General features: G+C 65.5%; 16 protein-coding genes. 8 read left to right on the top strand and 8 right to left on the bottom strand.

Annotation, left to right across the window (positions count from 1 at the left end; translation table 11 throughout):
- Positions 1-64 precede the first annotated feature (64 nt).
- Entirely contained in the window at positions 65-481 is a 417-nt protein-coding gene (locus tag AAK988_RS01765; protein ID WP_369873082.1) for a hypothetical protein, read from the bottom strand.
- Between the two features lie 140 nt (positions 482-621).
- Between AAK988_RS01765 and AAK988_RS01760 the strand changes: the two genes are divergently transcribed.
- The 5 genes from AAK988_RS01760 (at position 622) to AAK988_RS01740 (ending at position 5,934) form a co-directional block, all read left to right on the top strand.
- Complete coding sequence (locus AAK988_RS01760) at positions 622-1,830, top strand: putative ABC transporter permease (protein WP_369880303.1); 1,209 nt, start codon at positions 622-624, stop codon at positions 1,828-1,830.
- 12 nt (positions 1,831-1,842) lie between these two features.
- On the top strand, positions 1,843-2,631 hold the full coding sequence (locus tag AAK988_RS01755) for a J domain-containing protein (protein WP_135971271.1): 789 nt from the start codon (positions 1,843-1,845) through the stop codon (positions 2,629-2,631).
- A gap of 93 nt (positions 2,632-2,724) precedes the next feature.
- Entirely contained in the window at positions 2,725-3,750 is a 1,026-nt protein-coding gene (locus AAK988_RS01750; protein WP_369880302.1) for an acyl-CoA dehydratase activase-related protein, read from the top strand.
- The gene (locus AAK988_RS01745) at positions 3,743-4,942 is read left to right on the top strand and encodes a hypothetical protein (RefSeq protein ID WP_369880301.1); all 1,200 of its coding nucleotides are present in this window, start codon (positions 3,743-3,745) and stop codon (positions 4,940-4,942) included. Before AAK988_RS01750 ends, AAK988_RS01745 begins: the two co-directional genes overlap by 8 nt.
- Complete coding sequence (locus tag AAK988_RS01740) at positions 4,939-5,934, top strand: acyl-CoA dehydratase activase (RefSeq protein ID WP_369873085.1); 996 nt, start codon at positions 4,939-4,941, stop codon at positions 5,932-5,934. Before AAK988_RS01745 ends, AAK988_RS01740 begins: the two co-directional genes overlap by 4 nt.
- On the opposite strand, the gene AAK988_RS01735 is transcribed toward AAK988_RS01740, so the two are convergent.
- The 4 genes from AAK988_RS01735 to AAK988_RS01720 form a co-directional block, all read right to left on the bottom strand.
- Positions 5,931-6,782 (bottom strand): dimethyl sulfoxide reductase anchor subunit family protein, encoded by an 852-nt coding sequence (locus AAK988_RS01735; RefSeq protein ID WP_369873086.1) that lies wholly within the window; start codon positions 6,780-6,782, stop codon positions 5,931-5,933. The two genes, AAK988_RS01740 and AAK988_RS01735, sit on opposite strands and share 4 nt — an antisense overlap.
- Positions 6,779-7,414, bottom strand: a complete 636-nt coding sequence (locus AAK988_RS01730) for a 4Fe-4S dicluster domain-containing protein (protein ID WP_369873087.1) — start codon at positions 7,412-7,414, stop codon at positions 6,779-6,781. Before AAK988_RS01730 ends, AAK988_RS01735 begins: the two co-directional genes overlap by 4 nt.
- 80 nt (positions 7,415-7,494) lie before the next feature.
- Positions 7,495-8,127, bottom strand: coding sequence for a DMSO/selenate family reductase complex B subunit (locus AAK988_RS01725; RefSeq protein ID WP_369873088.1), 633 nt, complete (start codon positions 8,125-8,127; stop codon positions 7,495-7,497).
- Positions 8,128-8,140: 13 nt separating this feature from the next.
- Positions 8,141-10,558, bottom strand: coding sequence for a DMSO/selenate family reductase complex A subunit (locus AAK988_RS01720; protein WP_369873089.1), 2,418 nt, complete (start codon positions 10,556-10,558; stop codon positions 8,141-8,143).
- Between the two features lie 211 nt (positions 10,559-10,769).
- Here AAK988_RS01720 and AAK988_RS01715 point away from each other — a divergent pair, with 211 nt between their 5' ends.
- The 3 genes from AAK988_RS01715 (at position 10,770) to htpG (ending at position 16,994) form a co-directional block, all read left to right on the top strand.
- Complete coding sequence (locus tag AAK988_RS01715) at positions 10,770-12,320, top strand: helix-turn-helix transcriptional regulator (protein ID WP_369873090.1); 1,551 nt, start codon at positions 10,770-10,772, stop codon at positions 12,318-12,320.
- Positions 12,321-12,484: 164 nt separating this feature from the next.
- The gene (locus AAK988_RS01710; RefSeq protein WP_369873091.1) at positions 12,485-14,428 is read left to right on the top strand and encodes an MDR family MFS transporter; all 1,944 of its coding nucleotides are present in this window, start codon (positions 12,485-12,487) and stop codon (positions 14,426-14,428) included.
- 562 nt (positions 14,429-14,990) lie between these two features.
- Positions 14,991-16,994, top strand: coding sequence for a molecular chaperone HtpG (gene htpG, locus AAK988_RS01705; protein ID WP_369880300.1), 2,004 nt, complete (start codon positions 14,991-14,993; stop codon positions 16,992-16,994).
- Between the two features lie 388 nt (positions 16,995-17,382).
- Here the strand turns inward: htpG and AAK988_RS01700 are convergent, their stop codons facing one another.
- From AAK988_RS01700 to mihF, 3 genes are all read right to left on the bottom strand, one after another.
- The gene (locus AAK988_RS01700; protein ID WP_369873093.1) at positions 17,383-17,817 is read right to left on the bottom strand and encodes a hypothetical protein; all 435 of its coding nucleotides are present in this window, start codon (positions 17,815-17,817) and stop codon (positions 17,383-17,385) included.
- 105 nt (positions 17,818-17,922) lie between these two features.
- Positions 17,923-18,915 carry a TrmH family RNA methyltransferase gene (locus tag AAK988_RS01695; protein ID WP_369873094.1) on the bottom strand — a complete coding sequence of 331 codons (993 nt, stop codon included), beginning with the start codon at positions 18,913-18,915 and terminating at the stop codon, positions 17,923-17,925.
- Positions 18,916-18,989: 74 nt separating this feature from the next.
- Positions 18,990-19,298 (bottom strand): integration host factor, actinobacterial type, encoded by a 309-nt coding sequence (gene mihF / locus AAK988_RS01690; protein WP_135971030.1) that lies wholly within the window; start codon positions 19,296-19,298, stop codon positions 18,990-18,992.
- Positions 19,299-19,566 lie beyond the last annotated feature (268 nt).

Genomic DNA, 19,566 nt, shown 5'->3' with positions numbered 1-19,566 from the left:
ACCCCTCGCGGCCTTATTGACGCATTGTACCCGACGGAGGGGGCGAAAGGCTAGGTCTTGCCGCTTATTCCGCGCCGTTGCGCAGATTATGGGCGATAACGGCGCCGATAATCATGATGAGGCCGTTGAAGAGCAGCGAGGTGGGCATGCCGGCTCCGGTGGCCGAGCAGAGGCCGAGCCCCAGAAGCGTGGCCGCAATGCCGGCCAGGGCCACGGTGAAGAGCGAGGGCGCACGGCGTGGGTTGCGGGAGGTCGCACGACCGAGCAGGCCGGCGGCGAGCGTGATGGCGTTGGCCGCCATGAGGGAGAGTCCCAGCGCCACGGAACCGAGGGGAAGGACGATCCCGTCGGCGCCCCCATCGGCGACGGCCTGGTAGAGCACGACGGCGCCGATGACGAGGCCGAACAGACCGCAGAGGATGAGCAGGTAGGAGAACATGCGGAGATACCAGACGGCGGTATCCTTCGGCTCTGTGGTCACCGGCGGGCTCCCTTCTTTCGGGGTGGAGGGCGGTCCCGAGCTGTCTGTCCATCGGATCGGCCGAGTGTCAAATCGGTGGCATCTTGCGGGCATGTTGTGGGCTTAGGGCCTGAATTCGGGGGTCATGATACCATAGCGCCATGGATTCCACGCTTCTTCAACAAACCCCCTTGCAGCCCGACCCCGGCATTGGGAGCGGTCGGGCGCGCACGCCTTTGGGCCTGAAGGTGTTCGGCGTGCTGCTGATCGTGGGCGGCCTGGTGTCGGCCCCTTCGACGCTCGTGGTGCTCTTCGCCACGGGCAAGGCCTTCGTGGATGGCTCGGGCTGGGAGTACTCGGTGCTAACCGTGGTGCTGTGGGCCGCTTTGGTGATTGCCTTGGCCTTCACCGTAGTGGCAGCCGTGGTGCTGGGAGTGCGCCTGCTGCGCGGGCGCCGGCGCCGGGCGCGGCTCATCGCCGAGGCCATGGCCATCGCCCTAGTCGTGGCGTTCGCCTGCGACCTTATGCTGTACGGCGTGAACGAGAGCCTGTGGTTTATCGGGGTCATGGCGCTCATCTTGGTGGCGGCCCATGTGTTCGTGGATCCCTCCCTGTCCGACGAGCGCGAGCTGCAGCGGCGGCTGCGCCTCATGGAAACGCGGGAGGAAATGGAGGAGGGCACCCTCGGCCTGGATAAGTCAGGGGCCGGCTTCATCGAGCTGGACTTCTTCAACCTGTTCTGGATCTTCGTCATCGCCAGTGTGGCCGGGGTGGTGATCGAGTCCATTTACCACGTGCTCGTGGTGGACTTCGGCCACTACGAGGATCGCGCCGGGCTTCTGTGGGGCCCCTTCTCGCCCATCTACGGCTTCGGGGCGCTGCTTATGACGCTTGCGCTCAATCGGTTCCACAACGCTCCCGTTCCCGTAGTGTTTCTGGTGAGCGCCCTTATCGGAGGGGCCTTCGAGTACTTCGTCAGCTGGTTCATGGAATATGCCTTCGGCGCGGTGGCCTGGGATTACACCGGCACCTTCCTCAATATCAACGGGCGCACCAACTTCATGTTCATGTGCATGTGGGGCGCACTCGGGGTGGTGTGGGTGAAGTTGGCCCTGCCGGCTCTGCTGCATACGGTGAATCTCATTCCCTGGCGCTGGCGCTACTCCATCACGGCGGTGTGCGCCGCGCTCATGATCTTCAACGGGGTGATGACCCTGGTGGCACTCGACTGCTGGTATTCCCGCCTGGCGGGTGCGGCGCCCGATAACGCGCTCGAGCAGTTCTGCGCCGAGCATTTCGACAACCAATGGATGGAGCACCGCTTCGAGTCGATGAGCATCGATCCGGGTGCGGCCCACCGGTCCTCCTAGGAGCGCACGACCATGGTAGACGACCCGTACAAGGTGCTGGGGGTTGCGCGCGACGCCTCGGCCGACGAGATAAAGAAGGCCTACCGCAAGAAGGCCCGCGAGAACCATCCCGACCTGAACCCCGATGATCCGCAGGCAGAGGAGCGCCTGAAGAAGATCAACGAGGCCTACGACCGCATCACGAACCCTGAGAAGTATGCGCGGGAAGACGCCCGGCGCCGCTATAGCGCGCCCTACAACCCCGGCTATGGCTGGGGTGGCCCGGGAGGCGCGGGCGGCAACCCCTTCGCCGGCGGCGCGGGCGGCAACCCCTTCGCCGGCGGTGCGGGCAGCGGTCCGGGCGGCTACCAGTACCAGTGGGTGGAAGTGGATTGGGACGATATCTTCAACAGCTGGGCGCGGGCGAGCTCTATCCCGCGGCCCGAGGTGTCGGCCACCGATTCGGCCGAGCTGCGCCAGGCGGTGCTGTTCATCGACGCGGCCAACTACAAGGCGGCCCTCTCCGTGCTGGCGGCCCTGCCCCTGACCGAGCGCACCGGGCGGTGGTACTACCTGGCGGCTTTGGCGAACTACGGGGCCGGCAACGCTGTGGCCGCCGTGGACCAGATTCGCGCCGCCCGCAAGGCCGAGCCCACCAACGGCGACTACCGCCAAGCCGAGGCTGTCATCGGCGCACGGGCCCGGGCCTACCAGCAGGAGAGCGAGCGGCGAGGCTTCTCGGCCGGATGCGATCCCTCCACGTTGTGCTGCTGCGCCGTATGCGGTCCCACCCTCTGCCAGCCGTTTCTGTGCTGCCTGTAGGGCGTGTTCTCGGGCTGTTTTCCCTGTGTTAAGATGAGCGATTGACTGAAATATGCGCCGCCTTCGCGGCGCTTCCCGTGTGAGGAGGTTTTCGTGCCCCAAGCGACAGATTGGGCCGACGTCCGCGTGGTGGGCATTCCGCGGGCGCTTCTGTTCTACCGGTTCGGCGTGCTGTGGACGACGTTCTTCGAGGGCATCGGCCGCACCGTCGTAGTGAGCGACGCCACCGACAAGGCCATCGCTGACGAGGGCGAGCGCCTGTCGGTGGACGAGTGCTGCTTGGCGTCGAAGGTGTTCATCGGGCATGTGGCGAGCCTTGTCGGCCGCTGCGACGCCGTGTTCGTGCCGAGCTACCCCACGGGCGACCATCGCGCCGGCTTCTGCACGAAGTTCCAGTCGGCGACCGATATGGTGAAGAGCACCTTTCGCGATCAGCACCTGTGCGTTGTCTCCTGCGAGGTGCGCGACGCCCGCAAGATGAAGGACGTGCGCCGTCCCTTCGAGGAGATGGCCGCGCGCATGGGGGTGCCGCCCCGCGACGGGCGCCGGGCATTCAAGGCGGCCTGGGATGCCCAGGAGGCCCACGACAAGGCCCTCTCCGATGCGCAGGTGCGTCTCATGCGCTCCCTGGACGAGCACCGTGCGGCTGCGCGCGGGGCCGCCGGGGGCGCGGGCGCGGCTTCGGCCGACGCGGCCCCTCTGGGCATCCTCGTGGTGGCCCATCCCTACATCACCCACGACCCCTACCTGTCGGGCGCGGTGGTGGACGCACTTTCCGACCTGGGCGCCACGGTGGTCTACGCCGACGCGGTGGACCACGACAAGGCCTACAAGAAAAGCTTCGAGTTCTCCGATACCATGCCGTGGCTCATCAATCGCGAGCTTATCGGTTCCATTCTTCTGGCCCAAGACCGCGTCGACGGCATCGTGCTCATCAGCGCGTTCCCCTGCGGCCCCGATTCCATGACCGATGATGCCATCATGCGCTGCATCCAGGGCACGCCCATTCTGAACCTTATGATTGACGCGCAGTCCGGCACGGCCGGCGTGGAGACCCGCGTGGAAAGCTTCGTCGACATCCTGCGCTTCCAGCAGAAGGGAGGCTACACCCATGAGTAAGCCTCAGGCCCTCATCGAGCAGGTGCGCTCCTCGGTGGCCGTGGAGTTGGAGCGGCGCCATGCCCCGACGCTTCTGGCCGACCGCAAGGCCGCCAAAGCCGCCAAGCACAAGGCGAAGCACCACAAGTACACCAAGGCGGCGTTCTTCCGCTACTGCTACTACGACCCTGCGTTCAAATTCTTCTGCGAGCAAGTGCTCGACGTGGACTACCTGCCCCTGCCCGAGGCTACGCGCGCCGCCAGCGAGGTGGGCGTGCAGAACTCGAGCGATTACGTGTGCACGCCCTTCAAGCATATTTTGGGCGACTTCGCCGAGGCGCTCGATTTGGGTGCCGACATCCTCATCCAGTTCGGCGGCCCGTGCCGGCTGGGCTACTACGGCGAGCTGCAGGAGTCCATCTTGCGGGACATGGGCTACGAGTTCATTATGATGAACTTCGCCCGCGGCATCGAGCTGGGGTATATCGGCTGGGCCAAGGAAGTGCTGAAGACGGTGAACCCGAACATCGACGTTCCCCATGGCGTGGTGAAGTTGAAGGCCGTGGCGAAGATGATCGCGCATCTGGATTCCCTGCGCGACTTCTACCTGGCCAACGCCGGCTTCGAGGTGCAGCGCGGGGCCTTCGACGCCGCCTGGGTGTCGGCGATGGACGCCATGCGCACTTGCGCAGACGAACGCGACATCAACGAGGCGTACCGTGGGGCCATGGCGGCCTTCCGCGCCATTCCCCTCGCCAAGCCCGCCGATCCCATCCGCATCGGCATCGTCGGCGAGATGTTCACGGCCATCGACGAGCGCAGCAACCTGGGGCTCGACCACAAGCTCGTCGCCATGGGCGTGGAAGTGCACCGCATGCTGAACTTCACAAACCGCTACCTTCGCTACAACGAGCCGAACCTACGGGTGGGGGCGAAGGACTATCTGACCTACGACATGGGCCCCACCTCCACGCTCACCGTGGCGGCGGCGAAGAAGTACGCCGCCGGGGGCTTCGACGGGATCATCCACGCGAAGTCGGCGGGCTGCACCCCCGAGATCGACTGCATCCCGGTGCTGCAGAAGGTGAGCGAGGACTTCGCCGTGCCCATTCTGTACCTCACCTACGACTCCCAGACCTCCGATACCGGTCTGGACACGCGCCTCGAGGCGTTCTACGACATGCTCGCCATGAAGAAGGAGAAGAGAAAATGACCAAGGCTTACCTGGGTATCGACATCGGATCCATTTCCACCAAGGGCGTCGTCATCGACGAGGATCGCCGCATCATCGCCCGGTCCTACCTGTGGACCGAGGGCAATCCCACCGAGGCGTCGAAGAACGTGGTGCGCGAGCTGGAAAGCCAGCTGGCCGAGGGCGACGAGCCCGTGGAGATCGTGGGCGCCGGTACGACCGGATCGGCCCGCCGTTTGGTGGGCGCTATGCTAGGGGCGAGCGTCATCAAGAACGAGATCACGGCCCATGCCGTGGGCACGACGTTTCTGCATCCGGACGTGCGCACCATTCTGGAGATCGGCGGCCAGGACTCGAAGATCATCTGCGTATCGGATGGCATTGCCGTGGACTACGCCATGAACACCCTGTGCGCCGCGGGCACCGGCTCGTTTCTGTCGAGCCAGGCCCATCGCCTGGGCGTGGAGGTGGAGGAGTTCGGCGAGGTGGCCTTGACCTCGAAGAAGCCGGCGAACATCGCCGCCCGCTGCACCGTGTTCGCCGAGAGCGACCTGGTGCACAAGATCCAGGTGGGCTATGCCCGGGAGGACATCATCGCGGGTCTGTGCAACGCCGTGGCCAGCAACTACCTGAACAACGTGGGCAAGGGGAAGAAGATCGCCGCGCCCGTGGTGTTCCAGGGCGGCGTCTCGAAGAACGCCGGCGTGGTGCACGCCTTCGAGGAGCAGCTGGGCATGCCCGTGGCGGTGGACCCGGACGGACACCTCATGGGCGCCTTCGGCGTGGCGCTGCTGGCAGCCGATGCCGGCCCCATCGAGGGCGCCGAGTCGGGGCCCTTCACCGGCGGCGCCTTCGACTTCGAGGCCATGCTGGACTTCGACTTCAAGACGCGCGAGGTGGAGTGCAGCAAGTGCGCCAACCACTGCGAGATCATCTGCGTCTACCGCGACAAGGACGTCATCGACAGCTGGGGCAACCGCTGCGACAAGGGGGCAGTGAAAACGACCGCCTAAAACCCTACGGTCATATGCAGGGCGTAGAACACGGTGCGCACAAGAAAAACGCCGCTTAAAGCCAGCACGGCGGCGATGATGCGCAGGGCCAGCACGCCGCGGGGCGCGAGGCTGCGCCCCAGCGAGGCTCCGGCCGCCGTCACGGCCAGCGCTCCCAGCACCGCGTAGGCCACGATGATCAGCCCGTAGTGGGGTACGAGCGACAAGGCGGAAACCTCGTTGTTCGCGATGGAGGCCAAATCGGCGTTCTGCATTCCCATGGAGGCGACGCCCAACCCCAGGGCCACCGCCGCGCTCGCCATCAGCGCCCGCGCAAGGCCGCGGCGACGCACTTTCGCCAGGGCCAGGAACAGCAGGGCCAGCACCGGACCGGCCAGGCACGCGGCCAGGATGAGGTTCGCGGGCGTGTAGGGCGTGTCCCAGGTGGGCACCGTGCGCGCCGAGTAGGCCAGCGACGTGCAGGCGATCAGCGCCACGCCGGCCGCGCAGGCCACGGCGAGCCAGGGCCGCGCCAGGGAATCGGGGAAGTTCACCTTGAAGGCGCTCATCCAGTAGGCGCCCACCAAGAACAGGAAGATCACCGCCGCCAGCACCTCGTTCGACAGCGGGGACGTGCCCACGCCCGAGAACACGTGCAGGGCGTTGGCCGGCGTGCCCAGATGGGTGGCCGAGGCGATGAATCCGACGAGGGTGGTGGCGAAGGGCAGGGCGATCATGCGGTCGATGTGCACCGCCTCGTCGTGATCGCGGCAGGTCAGGCGCACGAGAGCCAAAACGATGAAGGCCGCCACTCCCGCGGGAGCTAAGGTGGTGAACAGGGCCAAGGAGAAGGAATCGAAGCCGCTCATAGCCCCAGCTCCTCTCGGTTGGCGATGCGGCCATCGCCCGCTTCGGCCCGTCGCGCGGCCGGAGAGGCCAGCACGAACAAGTTCGGGGTCGTGGCCTCTTTCGGGGGCAGCGGCATGACCGATCGCGTGCAGCGATCGAAATCGTCGGGATGGCGCTCGGCCAGCTCGCCGGTGGTGCCGAAGTCCAGCGCCCGCAAGGGGCAGGCTTCGATGCAGATGGGGCTGCGCCCCGCGGCTACGCGTCCGTGGCAGCCGTCGCACTTGCTCGACCGCTTCAGCTCCTGGTCGATGGCAGGGGCATGGTACGGGCAGGCCATGGTGCAGTAGCCGCAGCCGATGCACCGGCTCATGTCGGGCCACACAAGTCCCATGTCGTCGCGGTGCATGGCCCCGGTGGGGCACACCTTGGTGCAGGCCGCGCTCGTGCAGTGGTTGCAGGAAAGCGAGATATGATAGCCGTAGGCATCGGTGGACACGGTGCCGTCCGCGTCCACCTTCCACGACCCGCCCTCGTAGTCGATCACGCGGCGGAAGGCCTGGTCGGGGCCGTGGTCGTGGAAATCCTTGCATGCCAGGGCGCAGGTACGGCACCCGGTACAGCGCGTGTTGTCGAAGTAGAATCCGCGGGGCATGGAAGGCGCTTCCCTTCTTGAGGGGTCTTAAAAACGGGGGAAGCGGGGCCCGCGGGCGCGGACCCCGCTCGGGAGGGGGCTTAGGCGTTGGCCACTTCCTTGGGGTTAGCGATGGCGCCGGTGGTGTCGCCGGGCTTCTTCGCCGCCGGGCAGGCCAGGATGGCCACCGAGGGTGTGGTGGCGTCGGGCGCCGCCAGAGGAGCGATGCCATCGACGGCCTCGGGATGAGCGCCGCGCAGCTCTTCGATGTCGCCGAACTCCAGGGCCCGCAGGGGACAGGCCTCCACGCAGATGGGCTGCTTGCCCTCGGTCAGGCGCGCGGCGCAGCCGTCGCACTTGCGGCTTTTCATCAGCTCGGTGTCCACCACGGGCACCTCGTAGGGGCAGCTGTTCACGCAAGTGGCGCAACCGATGCACTTCTCGTCGTCGTGCAGCACCAGCCCGGTGTCGGGGTCCTTCTCCAGGGCGCTCTGGGGGCAGTTCGCCACGCAGGCCGGCGCGGCGCAGTGGTTGCAGGCCGCCGACACGTGGTAGGCGAAGGCCGTCGGGGTGAAGGTGCCGTCGCCGTTATCGGCCCAATCGCCGCCTTCGTAGTCGTATACGCGGCGGAAGGCGTAGGTGGCCGGCAGGTCGTTGTAGTCCTTGCACGCCATCTCGCAGGTGCGGCAGCCGGTGCAGCGCGTGCTATCGAAGTAGAATCCGTACTGAGTCATGTCGCTTCCTCCTTTACGCCTTGGTCACTTGCACGATGAGGGAATGAACGCCGTTCCCCTTGGCAAGCGGCGAGGGGTGATACGGAGTGATGGTGTTGATGCAGGCGCCCTTGTCCACGCGGTCGCCGTCCATGTCGGCCTCGTGCCAGGAGCCCTGGGGGATGCCGATGGTGCCGGGGATGATGCGCGGGGTGACCAGAGCCTCGATCTCCAGTTCGCCCACGGCGCTCTTCACGCGGCACGTATCGCCGTTCTCGATGGAGCGGGCCTCGGCGTCCAGCGGGTTGATCCACATCTGCTGGCGGGCCACCTGCTTCAGCTCTTCCACGCCGCCGTAGGAGGAATGGGTGCGGCTCTTGTGGTGGAAGCCCGAGCAATACAGGGGGAATTCCTCGCTCACGCTGCCGTAGCCGTTGAAGCCGGGATCGAACACGGGGATGGGGGAGACGCTGTCGCCCTCGGCCAGTTCCAGGCCGGCGATCATCTGATCCAGGCGCTCGGAGTAGATCTCGATCTTGCCCGAGGGGGTCTCCAGCGGGTTGGCCGCCGGGTCGGCCACGAAGTCGGCGAAGCCGATGGCCGCGGGGGCCTCCATCTTGAAGTGATGCTGCTCGAGGATCTCCTCCCAGGTGGGCATCCCCTCAATGGCGTCGGCGGATTGGCGGTACAGCTCCTCGATCCACTGCTCCTGGGTCTTGCCCTCGGTGAAGGCGTCCTTCAGGCCCAGCTTGTCGGCGATGCCCGTCATGAACTCGTACTCCGGCAGCGCCTCGCCCGGGGCGTCCTGGGCCTTCTCGCCCACGAGCACGCCCAGGTAGTATTCGGCGTAGCCGTTGTTCGCCATGTGGAACTGCTCGGCGCGCATGGCGTCGGGCAGCAGGATGTCGGCGTACTTGGCGGAGTCGGCCATCACCGTGTCGACGACCACGAGGAACTCCAGCTTGCTCTCGTCTTGCAGGATGTCGTGGACGAGGTTGATGTCGGAATGCTGGTTGGTGATGCAGTTGCCACCGTAGTTCCACATGAACTTGATGCCGCCGGACAGGGCGTCCGCGCCGCGCACGCCGTCCTTGGCGGCGGTCATGGTCGCGCCGTGATCCACGGCATTCAGCCACTGATAGCAGTTGATGGAGGCCTCAACGGGATTCTTGCCCTTGGGAATGGAGCCCACCAGGCCGCCGGCCTCGGCCTCGCGCATGCCGGTGTTGGTGCCCGGCTTGCCGATCATGCCCGTCAGGATGGGCAGCATGCAGATGGCGCGCGAGGCGCTCTCGCCGTTGCTGTGGCGCTGCGGGCCCCAGCCCTGGGCGACGAACAGCGCCTTGGCGTTCGCGATCTCGCCGGCCAGCTCGCGGATGCGGGCAGCGGGGATCTGGGTGATGGGGGCGGCCCACTCCGGGGTCTTCTCCACCATATCGTAGCCGGTGCCCATGATGTAGTCCTGATAGGACTTGTGCTGGCCCTGGGCAGATGCGGGCATGGTGGCCTCGTCGAAGCCGACGCAGTAGGTGTCGAGGAACTCCTTGTTCACCTGGTTGTTCACGATCAGCTCATGGGCGATGGCGGATACGAGGGCCGCATCGGTGCCGGTGCGGATGGGCAGCCATTCGTCGGGATGGCCCGACACGGTCTCGTTCATGCGGTAGTCCACGTGGTAGATCTTGCCGCCCTTCTCGCGCACCTGGGCGAAGTCCCAGGCGATATTCGCGCCGCCCATGCGGGTTTCCGCGGGGCTGTTGCCGAACATGATGATGAGGTCGGCGTTCTGCGCCTCGGAGATGGACGACGCGGACACGTTGTCGTAGGGGGAGCAGGTGTCGCCGTACAGGAAGGGCATGCCGGCGCACATCATGTTGGTGGAGTAGTCGTTGTAGCTGCCCAGGTAGCCGCCCATGAGGTTCGCCAGACGGGGGAACAGACGCGAGGTGCTGCTGCTCACGCCGCTGGCGTAGTTCACGTAGACGGCCTCGTTGCCGTAGGTGTCGATGACGCTCTTCAGCTTATCGGCGATGGTCTGGTAGGCCTCGTCCCAGCTGATCTGCTCGAACTTGCCCTCGCCGCGCTTGCCCACGCGCTTCATGGGGTACTGCAGGCGGTCGGGGCTGTTGATCCAGCGGCGCAGCGAGCGGCCGCGCAGGCAGGCGCGGGCCTGCAGGCCGTTGGGATCGCCCACGTTGTCGGTCTCGGCGTACACGATCTTGCCGTCGCGCACGTGCCACTGCAGGGCGCAGGCGCCGCCGCAGTTCACCACGCACTGGCTCCAGGCGATGGTGTCGGGGGTCGTCTCGGCGGTCTCGCCGGTGGCGGCCAGGTCGTCCTCGGCCGCGGGCGCGCAGCCGTACAGGGCACCGGCGGTGGATGCGACGGCCAAGCCGGCCAGCGATCCGGTCACGAACGTGCGGCGCGACACGGTGGCTTTGGATTCGGTCATAGGTCCCTCCTCTTTCTCGGGTTTCGTTCCTCTCGCCGCTTTCAAAAGTACCCGAAAGGGTGGGGCGGCAAATCACACTCGTCGTGTGATTTAAGAAAGAAACCCCAGGTCGCGTTCGATGGGCGTAGATCGCATTCCCCTGCTGCGGTCTGCGCGGGCGCGCCCCTATGCTACCATGGGCCGCGGTCGCGACGAGAGGAAGATGGGGCCCATGGCGCACAGGGAGGGCACAGGGCACGCATCCAGTTGGGGGTACGCGTGCTTTCTCACGGTGAACGCCACCTCGGTGTGGGGCGGCATCTTCCCGTTTCTGCCCCTGGAGTTCCAAACCATCGAAGTGACGCTGATCTTCTTTCTGGCCCAGGCCGTGGCCCTGGGCGGCGCATTCGTCGCCAGCATGTGGGGGTCGTATTACTTTCCCCATGGGGCGCGGCGCATGTTGGTGTCGCTGTCGGCCATTCTGCTGTTTTTGGGATCGGCATGCCTGATCGCCGCCATGTACGTGGCGCCAGCGGCTCTGGTGCTGGTGGCGGCCGGCGGGGTGCTTTTGGGCATCGGGTGCGCGGGCATGTTTATGCTGTGGCAGCGCTACTTCGCCTCGTTGCCGCCGCGGGCGGGCAACTTCCGCCTTATTGTGGGCACCGCCATCGCGCCCTTCATCTACTTCGCGCTGTATCTGGTGCCCATCGCGCTGACGGCGTTTCTGGTGCCGCTGGTGTTCGTGCCCCTGTGCGGCCTGTGTGTGGCGCTGTCGGTGCGCGAGATGTGCTTCGACCAGCCCATGTTCGAGGACGTGCCGCGCCAGCATCCCCGGGTGTACCGCCAGGCGGTGGCCGACTATTGGCGCAGCGCCCTGTGCGTGGGCTCGCTCGCCTTCGCCAGCGGGGTTATCCGTGGGGTGGCGCTGCTGCACGAGGAGATCAGCGCCGTGGTGAACGGGGCCTCCATGGTCGGGGCCCTTCTGTCGGCGGCGGTGCTGCTGGTGCTGTGGTACCGCATCAGCTTCCGCTTCGGGCTGACCTCGGTGTTTCGCGTGGTGTATCCGGTGATGATCACGGGGTTTCTGCTGCTGCCGTTTCAGGGGCCGGTGTATCTGAACCTATTCGCCGCCTTTACCTATATGGTGTTCTCGCTGGTGCAGATGCTCATGATGATGCAGTGCGCCCAGATCTCCCGGGACCGCGGCATCAACCCGGTGTTCATCTACGGCTTTTTCGGCGGCGTGGCCTACATCATGCAGAGCGGCGGGTTCCTGCTGGGCTGGTCGAGCGGGCTGGTGGCCCCGGCCGGGTCGCAGTGGCTGTTCCTCATCTCCATGGTGTCCAGCTACGTGCTGGGGCTCACCCTGCTGGTGGCCACGGGCACGCTGTTGAGGGCCGTGGCGGCGCGGGGCACAGTGACGGCCAACCCCATCGAGTTCACGGCGCTGGCGCCCCAGGTGCGCGCGGCGGCGGGGGATGTGGTGGCCGCGGAGGTGCCGCCCAAGCGGCGCCGCAACCGACCGTCGGCATCGGAGGACGCCGGGGCCATTCGCGACCGCATCTCGAAGCAGTGCCTGCTTCTGCAGCAGTCCCACGGTCTTTCTCTGCGCGAGACCGAGGTGATGGAGCTGATTGCCCGCGGCAATTCCATGGCCGCCATCGCCGAGCGCCTCATTATCAGCGAGAACACCGTGCGCACCCACGCCAAGCACATTTACACGAAGCTGGACATCCACAAGCGCCAAGAACTGCTGGACATGCTGCACCAGCTGGACGCGTAGGGGACAGGACAACGGGATCGAATTGTGGGGAATTCGGCCGTTGGCCGATTGAGGCTATTACATTTGTCGCCCAAAACCTGTAGCCTCGGAACATTCGCTTTTTGACCGCGAGAGTTCTGAGAAAGAGGTAGACGCGTATGGCATTGGGTGTTGGAAGAAAAGAAATGATTATGGTGAGCGTGCTGCTGGTGGGCGTGCTGCTGGCGGTGCTGAACCAGACGCTGCTGTCGCCGGCGCTGCCGGCCATTATGGCCGACTTGCAGGTGGATGCCACCACGGTGCAGTGGCTGACGAGCGGCTATTCCCTCGTCGAGGCGGTGATCATCCCGCTGTCGGCGTACTTGATCGGGCGCTTCTCTACGCGCCAGCTGTTCATCTCGGCCTTCGTCATCTTCACGGTGGGCAGTCTGGCCGCCACCCTCGCGCCGAACTTCTGGGTGCTTCTGCTCGGCCGCGTGCTGCAGGCGGCTTGCACGGGCATGTCGATGCCCATGGTGTTCACGGTGATCCTGCTCGTGTTCCCCCGCGAGAAGCGCGGCACGGCCATGGGCGTCATCGGTCTCATCATCGGTTTCGCGCCGGCCGTGGGCCCGTCGGTGGCCGGCCTGCTGGTGGACTCGGTGGGCTGGCGAGCGCTGTTTGCCATCGTGACCGTGCTGTCGGTGATCGTGGTGGTGCTGGCCGTGGTCGTGCTGAAGAACTACGGCGACTTCGCCCGCGCCCCCTTCGACAAACTGTCGGTGGCCCTGTCCACGGTGGGTCTCGTGTGCCTGCTCTACGGCCTTTCCACCTTCGCATCCACGGATAACATGGCGCTGACCGCGGGCCTGATCGTGGCGGGTCTGGCGCTGTGCGTGCTGTACGTGGTGCGGCAGATGAAGCTGCCCGAGCCCATGCTGCAGGTGAGCATCCTGAAGGCGCGCAAGTACGCCATCGCGGTGATCATCATCGTGATCGTGCAGGCCGCGCTCATGGGCACCGGTGTGATCACGCCCCTCTACATCCAGGGCGTGCTCGGGTTCTCGGCCACGATGTCCGGCGTGGCCATGCTGCCGGGCGCGCTTATCGGCGCGCTCATGGGCCTCGTGTCGGGCCGGCTGTTCGATCGCTACGGCGTGCGCCGCGTGGTCATCCCCGGCGTGATCGTGGCCGTGCTGGGCGCCTCGGGTCTGGCGCGCCTCGGCATCGACAGCAGCTTCATCAACTTGACGCTTACGTATACCGTGCTAGTGGTGGGCCTCCAGTTCACCATGACGCCGCTGAATACCTGGGGCGTGAACTCGCTGGAGAACAGCGTGATCCAGCACGCCCAGGGCGTGTCGAACACCTTGAATCAGGTGGCGGCCTCCCTCGGCACGGCCGTGCTCGTGTCCATCTCGGCCCTGGCACCGGCGGTGGCGCCCGAGGCTGCGCCGCTCGAGCAGGCCTACCTGGGCGATCATATGGCCTACATGACCACCTTCATCCTGATGGGCGTGGCCGCGCTGGTCATCCTGTTCTTCGTGCGCGATGGCCGCAAGGGGGCCGCGGCGGCGGTGACGGCGGCCCAGGGCGGCCCCGAGCCCGTGGACTACGCGGCCGGCTTCGACGGCGTGACCGTGGATGCCTCCCGCGACGAGGCCATCGACCCCGAGCGCATCTACGTGGCCTCTGATGTGATGAACCGCCAGCCGGTCTGCGCGCTGGACACCGCCACCATGGAGGAGGTCATTCGCCTCATGGACGAGAATCAGACGAGCGGTCTGCCCGTGGTGAACGGGGAAGGGGCGCTCGTGGGCTTCGTGTCCGATGGCGATGTGGCCAGCTACCTGGGCAAGACCGAGATCTCGCTTTTGGACTCCACGCTGCTGAACGGCTACCGCTACGTGGACGACGAGAACGCCGTCACGCGCCTGCGCGAGCTTCTGGCTTTGAATGTCATGGCCGTGGCCACCCGCCGCGTCGTCGCCGTGGAGGCCGACACTCCCATCGACGAGGTGTGTACCCTGTTCGCCGCCAAGCGCATCAAGAAGGTGCCCGTGGTGAAGGACGGCAAGCTCGTCGGCGCCTTGTCCCGCCGCAACATCATGCGCTCCCTCGCAGAGGCCATCGACCTGTTGGAGAAGTAAGGCGACCCGCGCCCGTCGCAGGGCGACTGCGCATCCCTCGCTATTTCCCGCAGCTCACCCCTTCAAACGACCCGCCCTTGGCGGGTCGTTTTTCGTGTCCTCGGCTATGTACGAAAAAGATGATGGACGAAGGGTTTGTACAGCAGCTTGCTGCAAAAACTCCATGGAGCCACATAAGGGACGGATTGTGCTGAGGACGGACCGCGCCGGAACGGATTCCGTAGGGGCGGATTCCGTAGGGGCGGGCTTCAGCCCGCCCGCGACCTGCGGCGTGTCCCATCGGGCGGGCTGAAGCCCGCCCCTACGAGGATCGTCCGGTTTGCTGCCGCCCCTTACCCCCCAGCTCCCGCCATCCCATTTTCTGAACAAAACTTGATAGGTATTGACTTAGGTTTCCTTCTGCGTACAATGTGCTATTAGCACTCATAAAGGCAGACTGCCAACGTCTCTGTCGCCGCAGGTCAACGACTATATTTCAGCCCGATTGCACCGCGAGACGCCACCGGCGCGCGACGTACACTAAGGCGTCGGTCTGTCGATCCTAGGAAAGAAGGACTCACCTATGAGAAAGTTCAAGACTGAGAGCAAGAAGCTGCTCGACCTCATGATCAACTCCATCTACACCAATCGCGAGATCTTCCTGCGCGAGCTGATCTCCAATGCCTCGGATGCCGTGGACAAGCTGTACTTCCGCAGCCTCACCGACCCGGACGTGGCCGTGGGCCGCGATGATCTGGCCATTACCGTGGCCTTCGATGCCGAGGCGCGCACCGTGACCGTGTCCGACAACGGCATCGGCATGACCAAGGACGAGATGGACAAGAACCTGGGCACCATCGCCCATTCCGACTCCTACGAGTTCAAGGCCGCCCGCGCCGAGGAGGCCGCCGAGGCCGCAACCGAGGGCGAAGGCGAGCCCAAGGGCCTGAACGACCTCACCGACGTGGACATCATCGGCCAGTTCGGCGTGGGCTTCTACTCCGCCTTCATGGTGGGCAAGAAGGTGCGCGTCATCTCCCGCGCCGTGGGTTCCGACGAGGCCTGGGCCTGGGAGTCCGATGGCGTGGAGGGCTACGACATGGTCATCGCCGAGCGCCCCGAGCATGGCACCGACGTCATCGTGTACCTGAAGGACGACACCGACGAGGAGTCCTTCGGCACCTTCGCCACCGAACATGGCCTGACGCAGTTGATCAAGCGCTACAGCAACTATGTGCGCTACCCCATCAAGATGGAGGTCACCCGCACCCGCAAGGTGGAGGTGCCCGAGGCCGCCGAGAGCGACGCCGAGGCGCCCGCCGCGCCCCAGTGGGAGACCTACACCGAGATCGAGACCATCAACTCCATGATCCCCATCTGGAAGCGCCGCAAGTCGGAGGTCAGCCAGGAAGAGTACAACGAGTTCTACAAGACCGACTTCCACGACTTCGAGGATCCGGCCCGCACCATTTCGGTGCACGCTGAGGGCTCGCTCAACTACGACGCCCTGCTGTTCGTGCCGAGCCGCGCGCCGTGGGACATGTACTCGAAGGACTATCAGCGCGGCCTGGCCCTGTATTCGGCCAACGTGCTCATCATGGACAAGTGCGAGGAACTGCTGCCCGACTACTTCGGCTTCGTGCGCGGCGTGGTGGACTCCTCCGATCTCACGCTGAACATCTCCCGCGAAACGCTGCAGCACAACGGCCAGCTGCGTGCCATCGCCCGCCGCCTCGAGAAGAAGATCAAGGCCGACCTGGCGCAGATGCGCGATGACGACCGCGAGGCCTACGAGCAGTTCTTCGAGCAGTTCGGCCGCACCCTGAAGTTCGGCATCTACCAGAGCTACGGCATGGCGAAGGACGCCCTGGCCGACCTGCTGCTGTTCTATTCCGCCAAGCAGCAGAAGATGATCACCCTGGACGAGTACCTGGCCGACGCGCCGGCCGGGGCTGATGCCATCTTCTACGCCGCGGGCGATTCCCGCGAGCGCTTGGCAAGCATGCCGCTCGTGACCACGGTGCTTGCCAAGGGCTACGACGTGCTGCTGTGCGATGCCGACGTGGACGAGTTCTGCATGATGGCCATGGGCACCTACGGCGAGCACGCCGTGGATGGCGACGACGAGAACAAGCAGCCCTACTTCATCAAGAACGTAGGTGCCGAGGATTTGGGGCTTACCACCGAGGAGGAGAAGAAGGAGGCCGAAGAGGCCACCGAGAGCAACGCCGAGCTGTTCGCGGCCATGGGCGAGGCCCTGCAGGGCAAGGTGGAGCGCGTCGTGGTGTCAACCCGGCTCACCGATGCCCCGGCTGTGGTCACCAGCGAGGGCGGGGTGTCGCTGGCCATGGTGCAGGTGCTCAAGAGCCAGCCCGGTGCCGACGACCTGCCCGATTTGCACCTGGTGCTGGAAGTGAACGCCAAGCACCCGGTGTTCGCCACCCTGCAGGCGGCCCACGAGGCCGGCGACGACGGCAAGGTGCGCACCTACGCGGGTCTGCTGTTCGACCAGGCCCTGCTCGTGGAGGGCATCATGCCCGAAAACCCGCTCGCCTTCGCCCAGGCAGTCGCCGAGCTGATGAAGTAGGCGTGGCCGACAGACGCCGACGAGTACGGGGAATTCTCTCGAAGGGGCCGCGACGCGGCCCCTTTTCGTTAGGCGGGCCACTCCTCTTTTGCGCCTCGGCCCCTGCTCCTCGGCCTCCGCCTCCCTTTTTGCGCTTCCGCCTCCGCCGCCCTTTTTTGTGCTTCCGGTCCTTTCCCTGCGCTTCGCCTCCCCTGCGGTGTCTTTCTTCGCTGCCCCGCGTCGGTGCGGCTCCTTTGCGTCTGAAAGAGCTGATTCTGTGCAGTAAACTCCGCGAAATAGATGTCAGGCGGCTCATGCGGCGCGATGATTTCAACGGCTATTCAAGAAACGCCTGTTCAGAAGGGGCAGGGTTGGATATGGCTGCGCAGAAACATGCCTGCGGCTCAACTCAGGAGTCTATCTCGCGGCGTTTGCTGCACAAATTCCTTGTGAAGAGAAACACGGCAAGCGAGATGCCCATGAGCAGAAGCCCCGCGGCATCGAAGGCGATGAACAGGTTGATGCTGCTGGCGAGCAAATCGTGACCGGCGGGTAGGGTGGCGCGGATAGCGGACTCGCCGATAAGCCCGACGACTTGCTGGGCCAGTACCACGCCTGCGAGTGTAGTATGCCGTTGTGGCTTCCAAATGACCAGCGGGTAGGTGCAGTTCCACATGAGGAAGGCCACGCCGATGCCCTGGGCGGCTACGCGTCCCGGCGCGCCGGCCAGCTCGTAGGCGCCCAGGTAGGCCTCGGGTGTCAGGGCGAATCCCAGGGCGCACTGCACGTTCACGGCGAACACGAAGGCAAAGCACGCGCGCACGGCCCATGTGGCGACGACCATGGAGGTTGGGGGTTTCCGTCGGGGCGGCTTGTCCGCGCTGTCTCGGGTGGCTGTATCGCCTTGCGCGGAGGTAGCGGAGCGAGAGGGGCGGGGCTCGTTCACGGGCTACCTCCCCAGCTGGCTCAAATGACGGAAGGCGTAGAAGGCCACAGCGCTCGATGCCGCCACGTTCAGGGAATCCACGCCGTGGGCCATGGGGATGCGCACGGTATGGTCGCAACGGTCGATAGTGGCCGGGGCGAGCCCCTCGCCCTCGGTGCCGAACAAGAGCGCCAGCTTCGCGGGCGCGCCCGTAGCCGCTTCTCGCTCGGTCAGCAGCCCCGCAAGCTCATCGGGGGTGATCGAATCATCGGACAGGGCCATGGCAGCGCAGGTGAAGCCCAGTTCGTGCAGCTGATCGATCCCCTCGGCGCTCCAGGTGCCCTCGCCGGGGCGGTTGGGCACATCCAGCTCGCCGATGCGCGTCCACGGCACCTGGAACACCGTGCCCATGGACACGCGCACGGCCCGGCGGTACAGCGGATCGTAACAGGCGGGGCTCGCGAGCACGGCATCGACCCCCATGGCCGCGGCGCTGCGGAAGATGGCCCCCACGTTGGTGTGGTTCGTCACATCCTCCAGCACCGCCACCAAGCGCCCTTCGCCCACGGCCTCGGCCACGGTGGGCAGCGTCGGGCGACGGAAGGCGCCCAAGGCTCCGCGGGTCAGCTCGAAGCCCGTGAGGCGCGCGAGTTCCTCGCGGGGCGCTATGAACACCGGCAGGCTATCGGGGTCGTCGAGCAGGTGCGCGAGGGATGTCCCGGCCGCGCTTTGCGAGGCAAGCGCGCTAGTGGCCGGGCGGGCGGGTGCATACGCTGTTGCGCGGCGGCGTTCTTCCATCTGCGCGATGAGCGGGGCCATGGCGGGGAGCCACTTCTCCTCCATAAGCAGCGAGATAGGTTCCATGCTACCAGCAAAGGCCCGCTCGATCACCTTCTCCGATTCGGCGATGAACACCGCCCGCTCCGGTTCCAGCTTGCAGCGCAGCTGCGCCTCGGTCAGCCGCGCGAAGACATCGAGCCGCGCATCGTCGAGGGTGTCTACGTATATGAGGGGCATCCCGGCTCCTTCCGGAAAACAAAAGTGCCCGTCCATTATAGACGGGCACGGGAAAGCTTGCCTTTGGCGAAAGGTTAGGCGAGAGCGGCCTTCAGGGCGCTCATCTGGTTGGAGCCCAGACCCTGCAGACGGCGCTCGGCCGGAATACCCAGCTCCTCCATGAGCTTCTCGGTCTTCACCTTGCCGAAGCCGGGCAGGGCGTTCACGAAGGCCTTCACCTTCATGCGGCCGATGACCGGGTCGTCGATCTGGTCGAGAACCTCGGCGGGGGTGGTGAGACCCATCGAGAGCTTGTTGGTGATCTCGGAGCGCTTGGCGCGGACGATGCGGGCCTTCTCGAGGGCGGCGGCGCGCTGCTCAGGGGTCATGGTAGGTGCGGGCATATCACTTCTCTTTCTTCTCGTGTCCCGGTAGGATTACCAGGCCATTCACTCGAGGAACGCTGACATTGCAGGGGCAACATCAGCGTTCCTCGCTTTTAGCAGAGACGATAATAAAGGAAAAGGCCCGCTTGTGCACCCCTTTTCTCGGTAAAGCCGTCGTTTCTTCCTATTTTGCGCCCTTTTGCGGCCCCGAAATGGGGATTTGGTGACGAATCGGCTTCGATTTACACCGTAAGGCCACAATTTTCAGGAAGAACGACCCGTTGGG

It is taken from the genome of Adlercreutzia muris, from assembly GCF_041223505.1.
GTDB classification, from domain to species: Bacteria; Actinomycetota; Coriobacteriia; order Coriobacteriales; family Eggerthellaceae; genus Adlercreutzia; species Adlercreutzia muris.
This window is presented reverse-complemented; position numbering and strand designations above follow the sequence as displayed.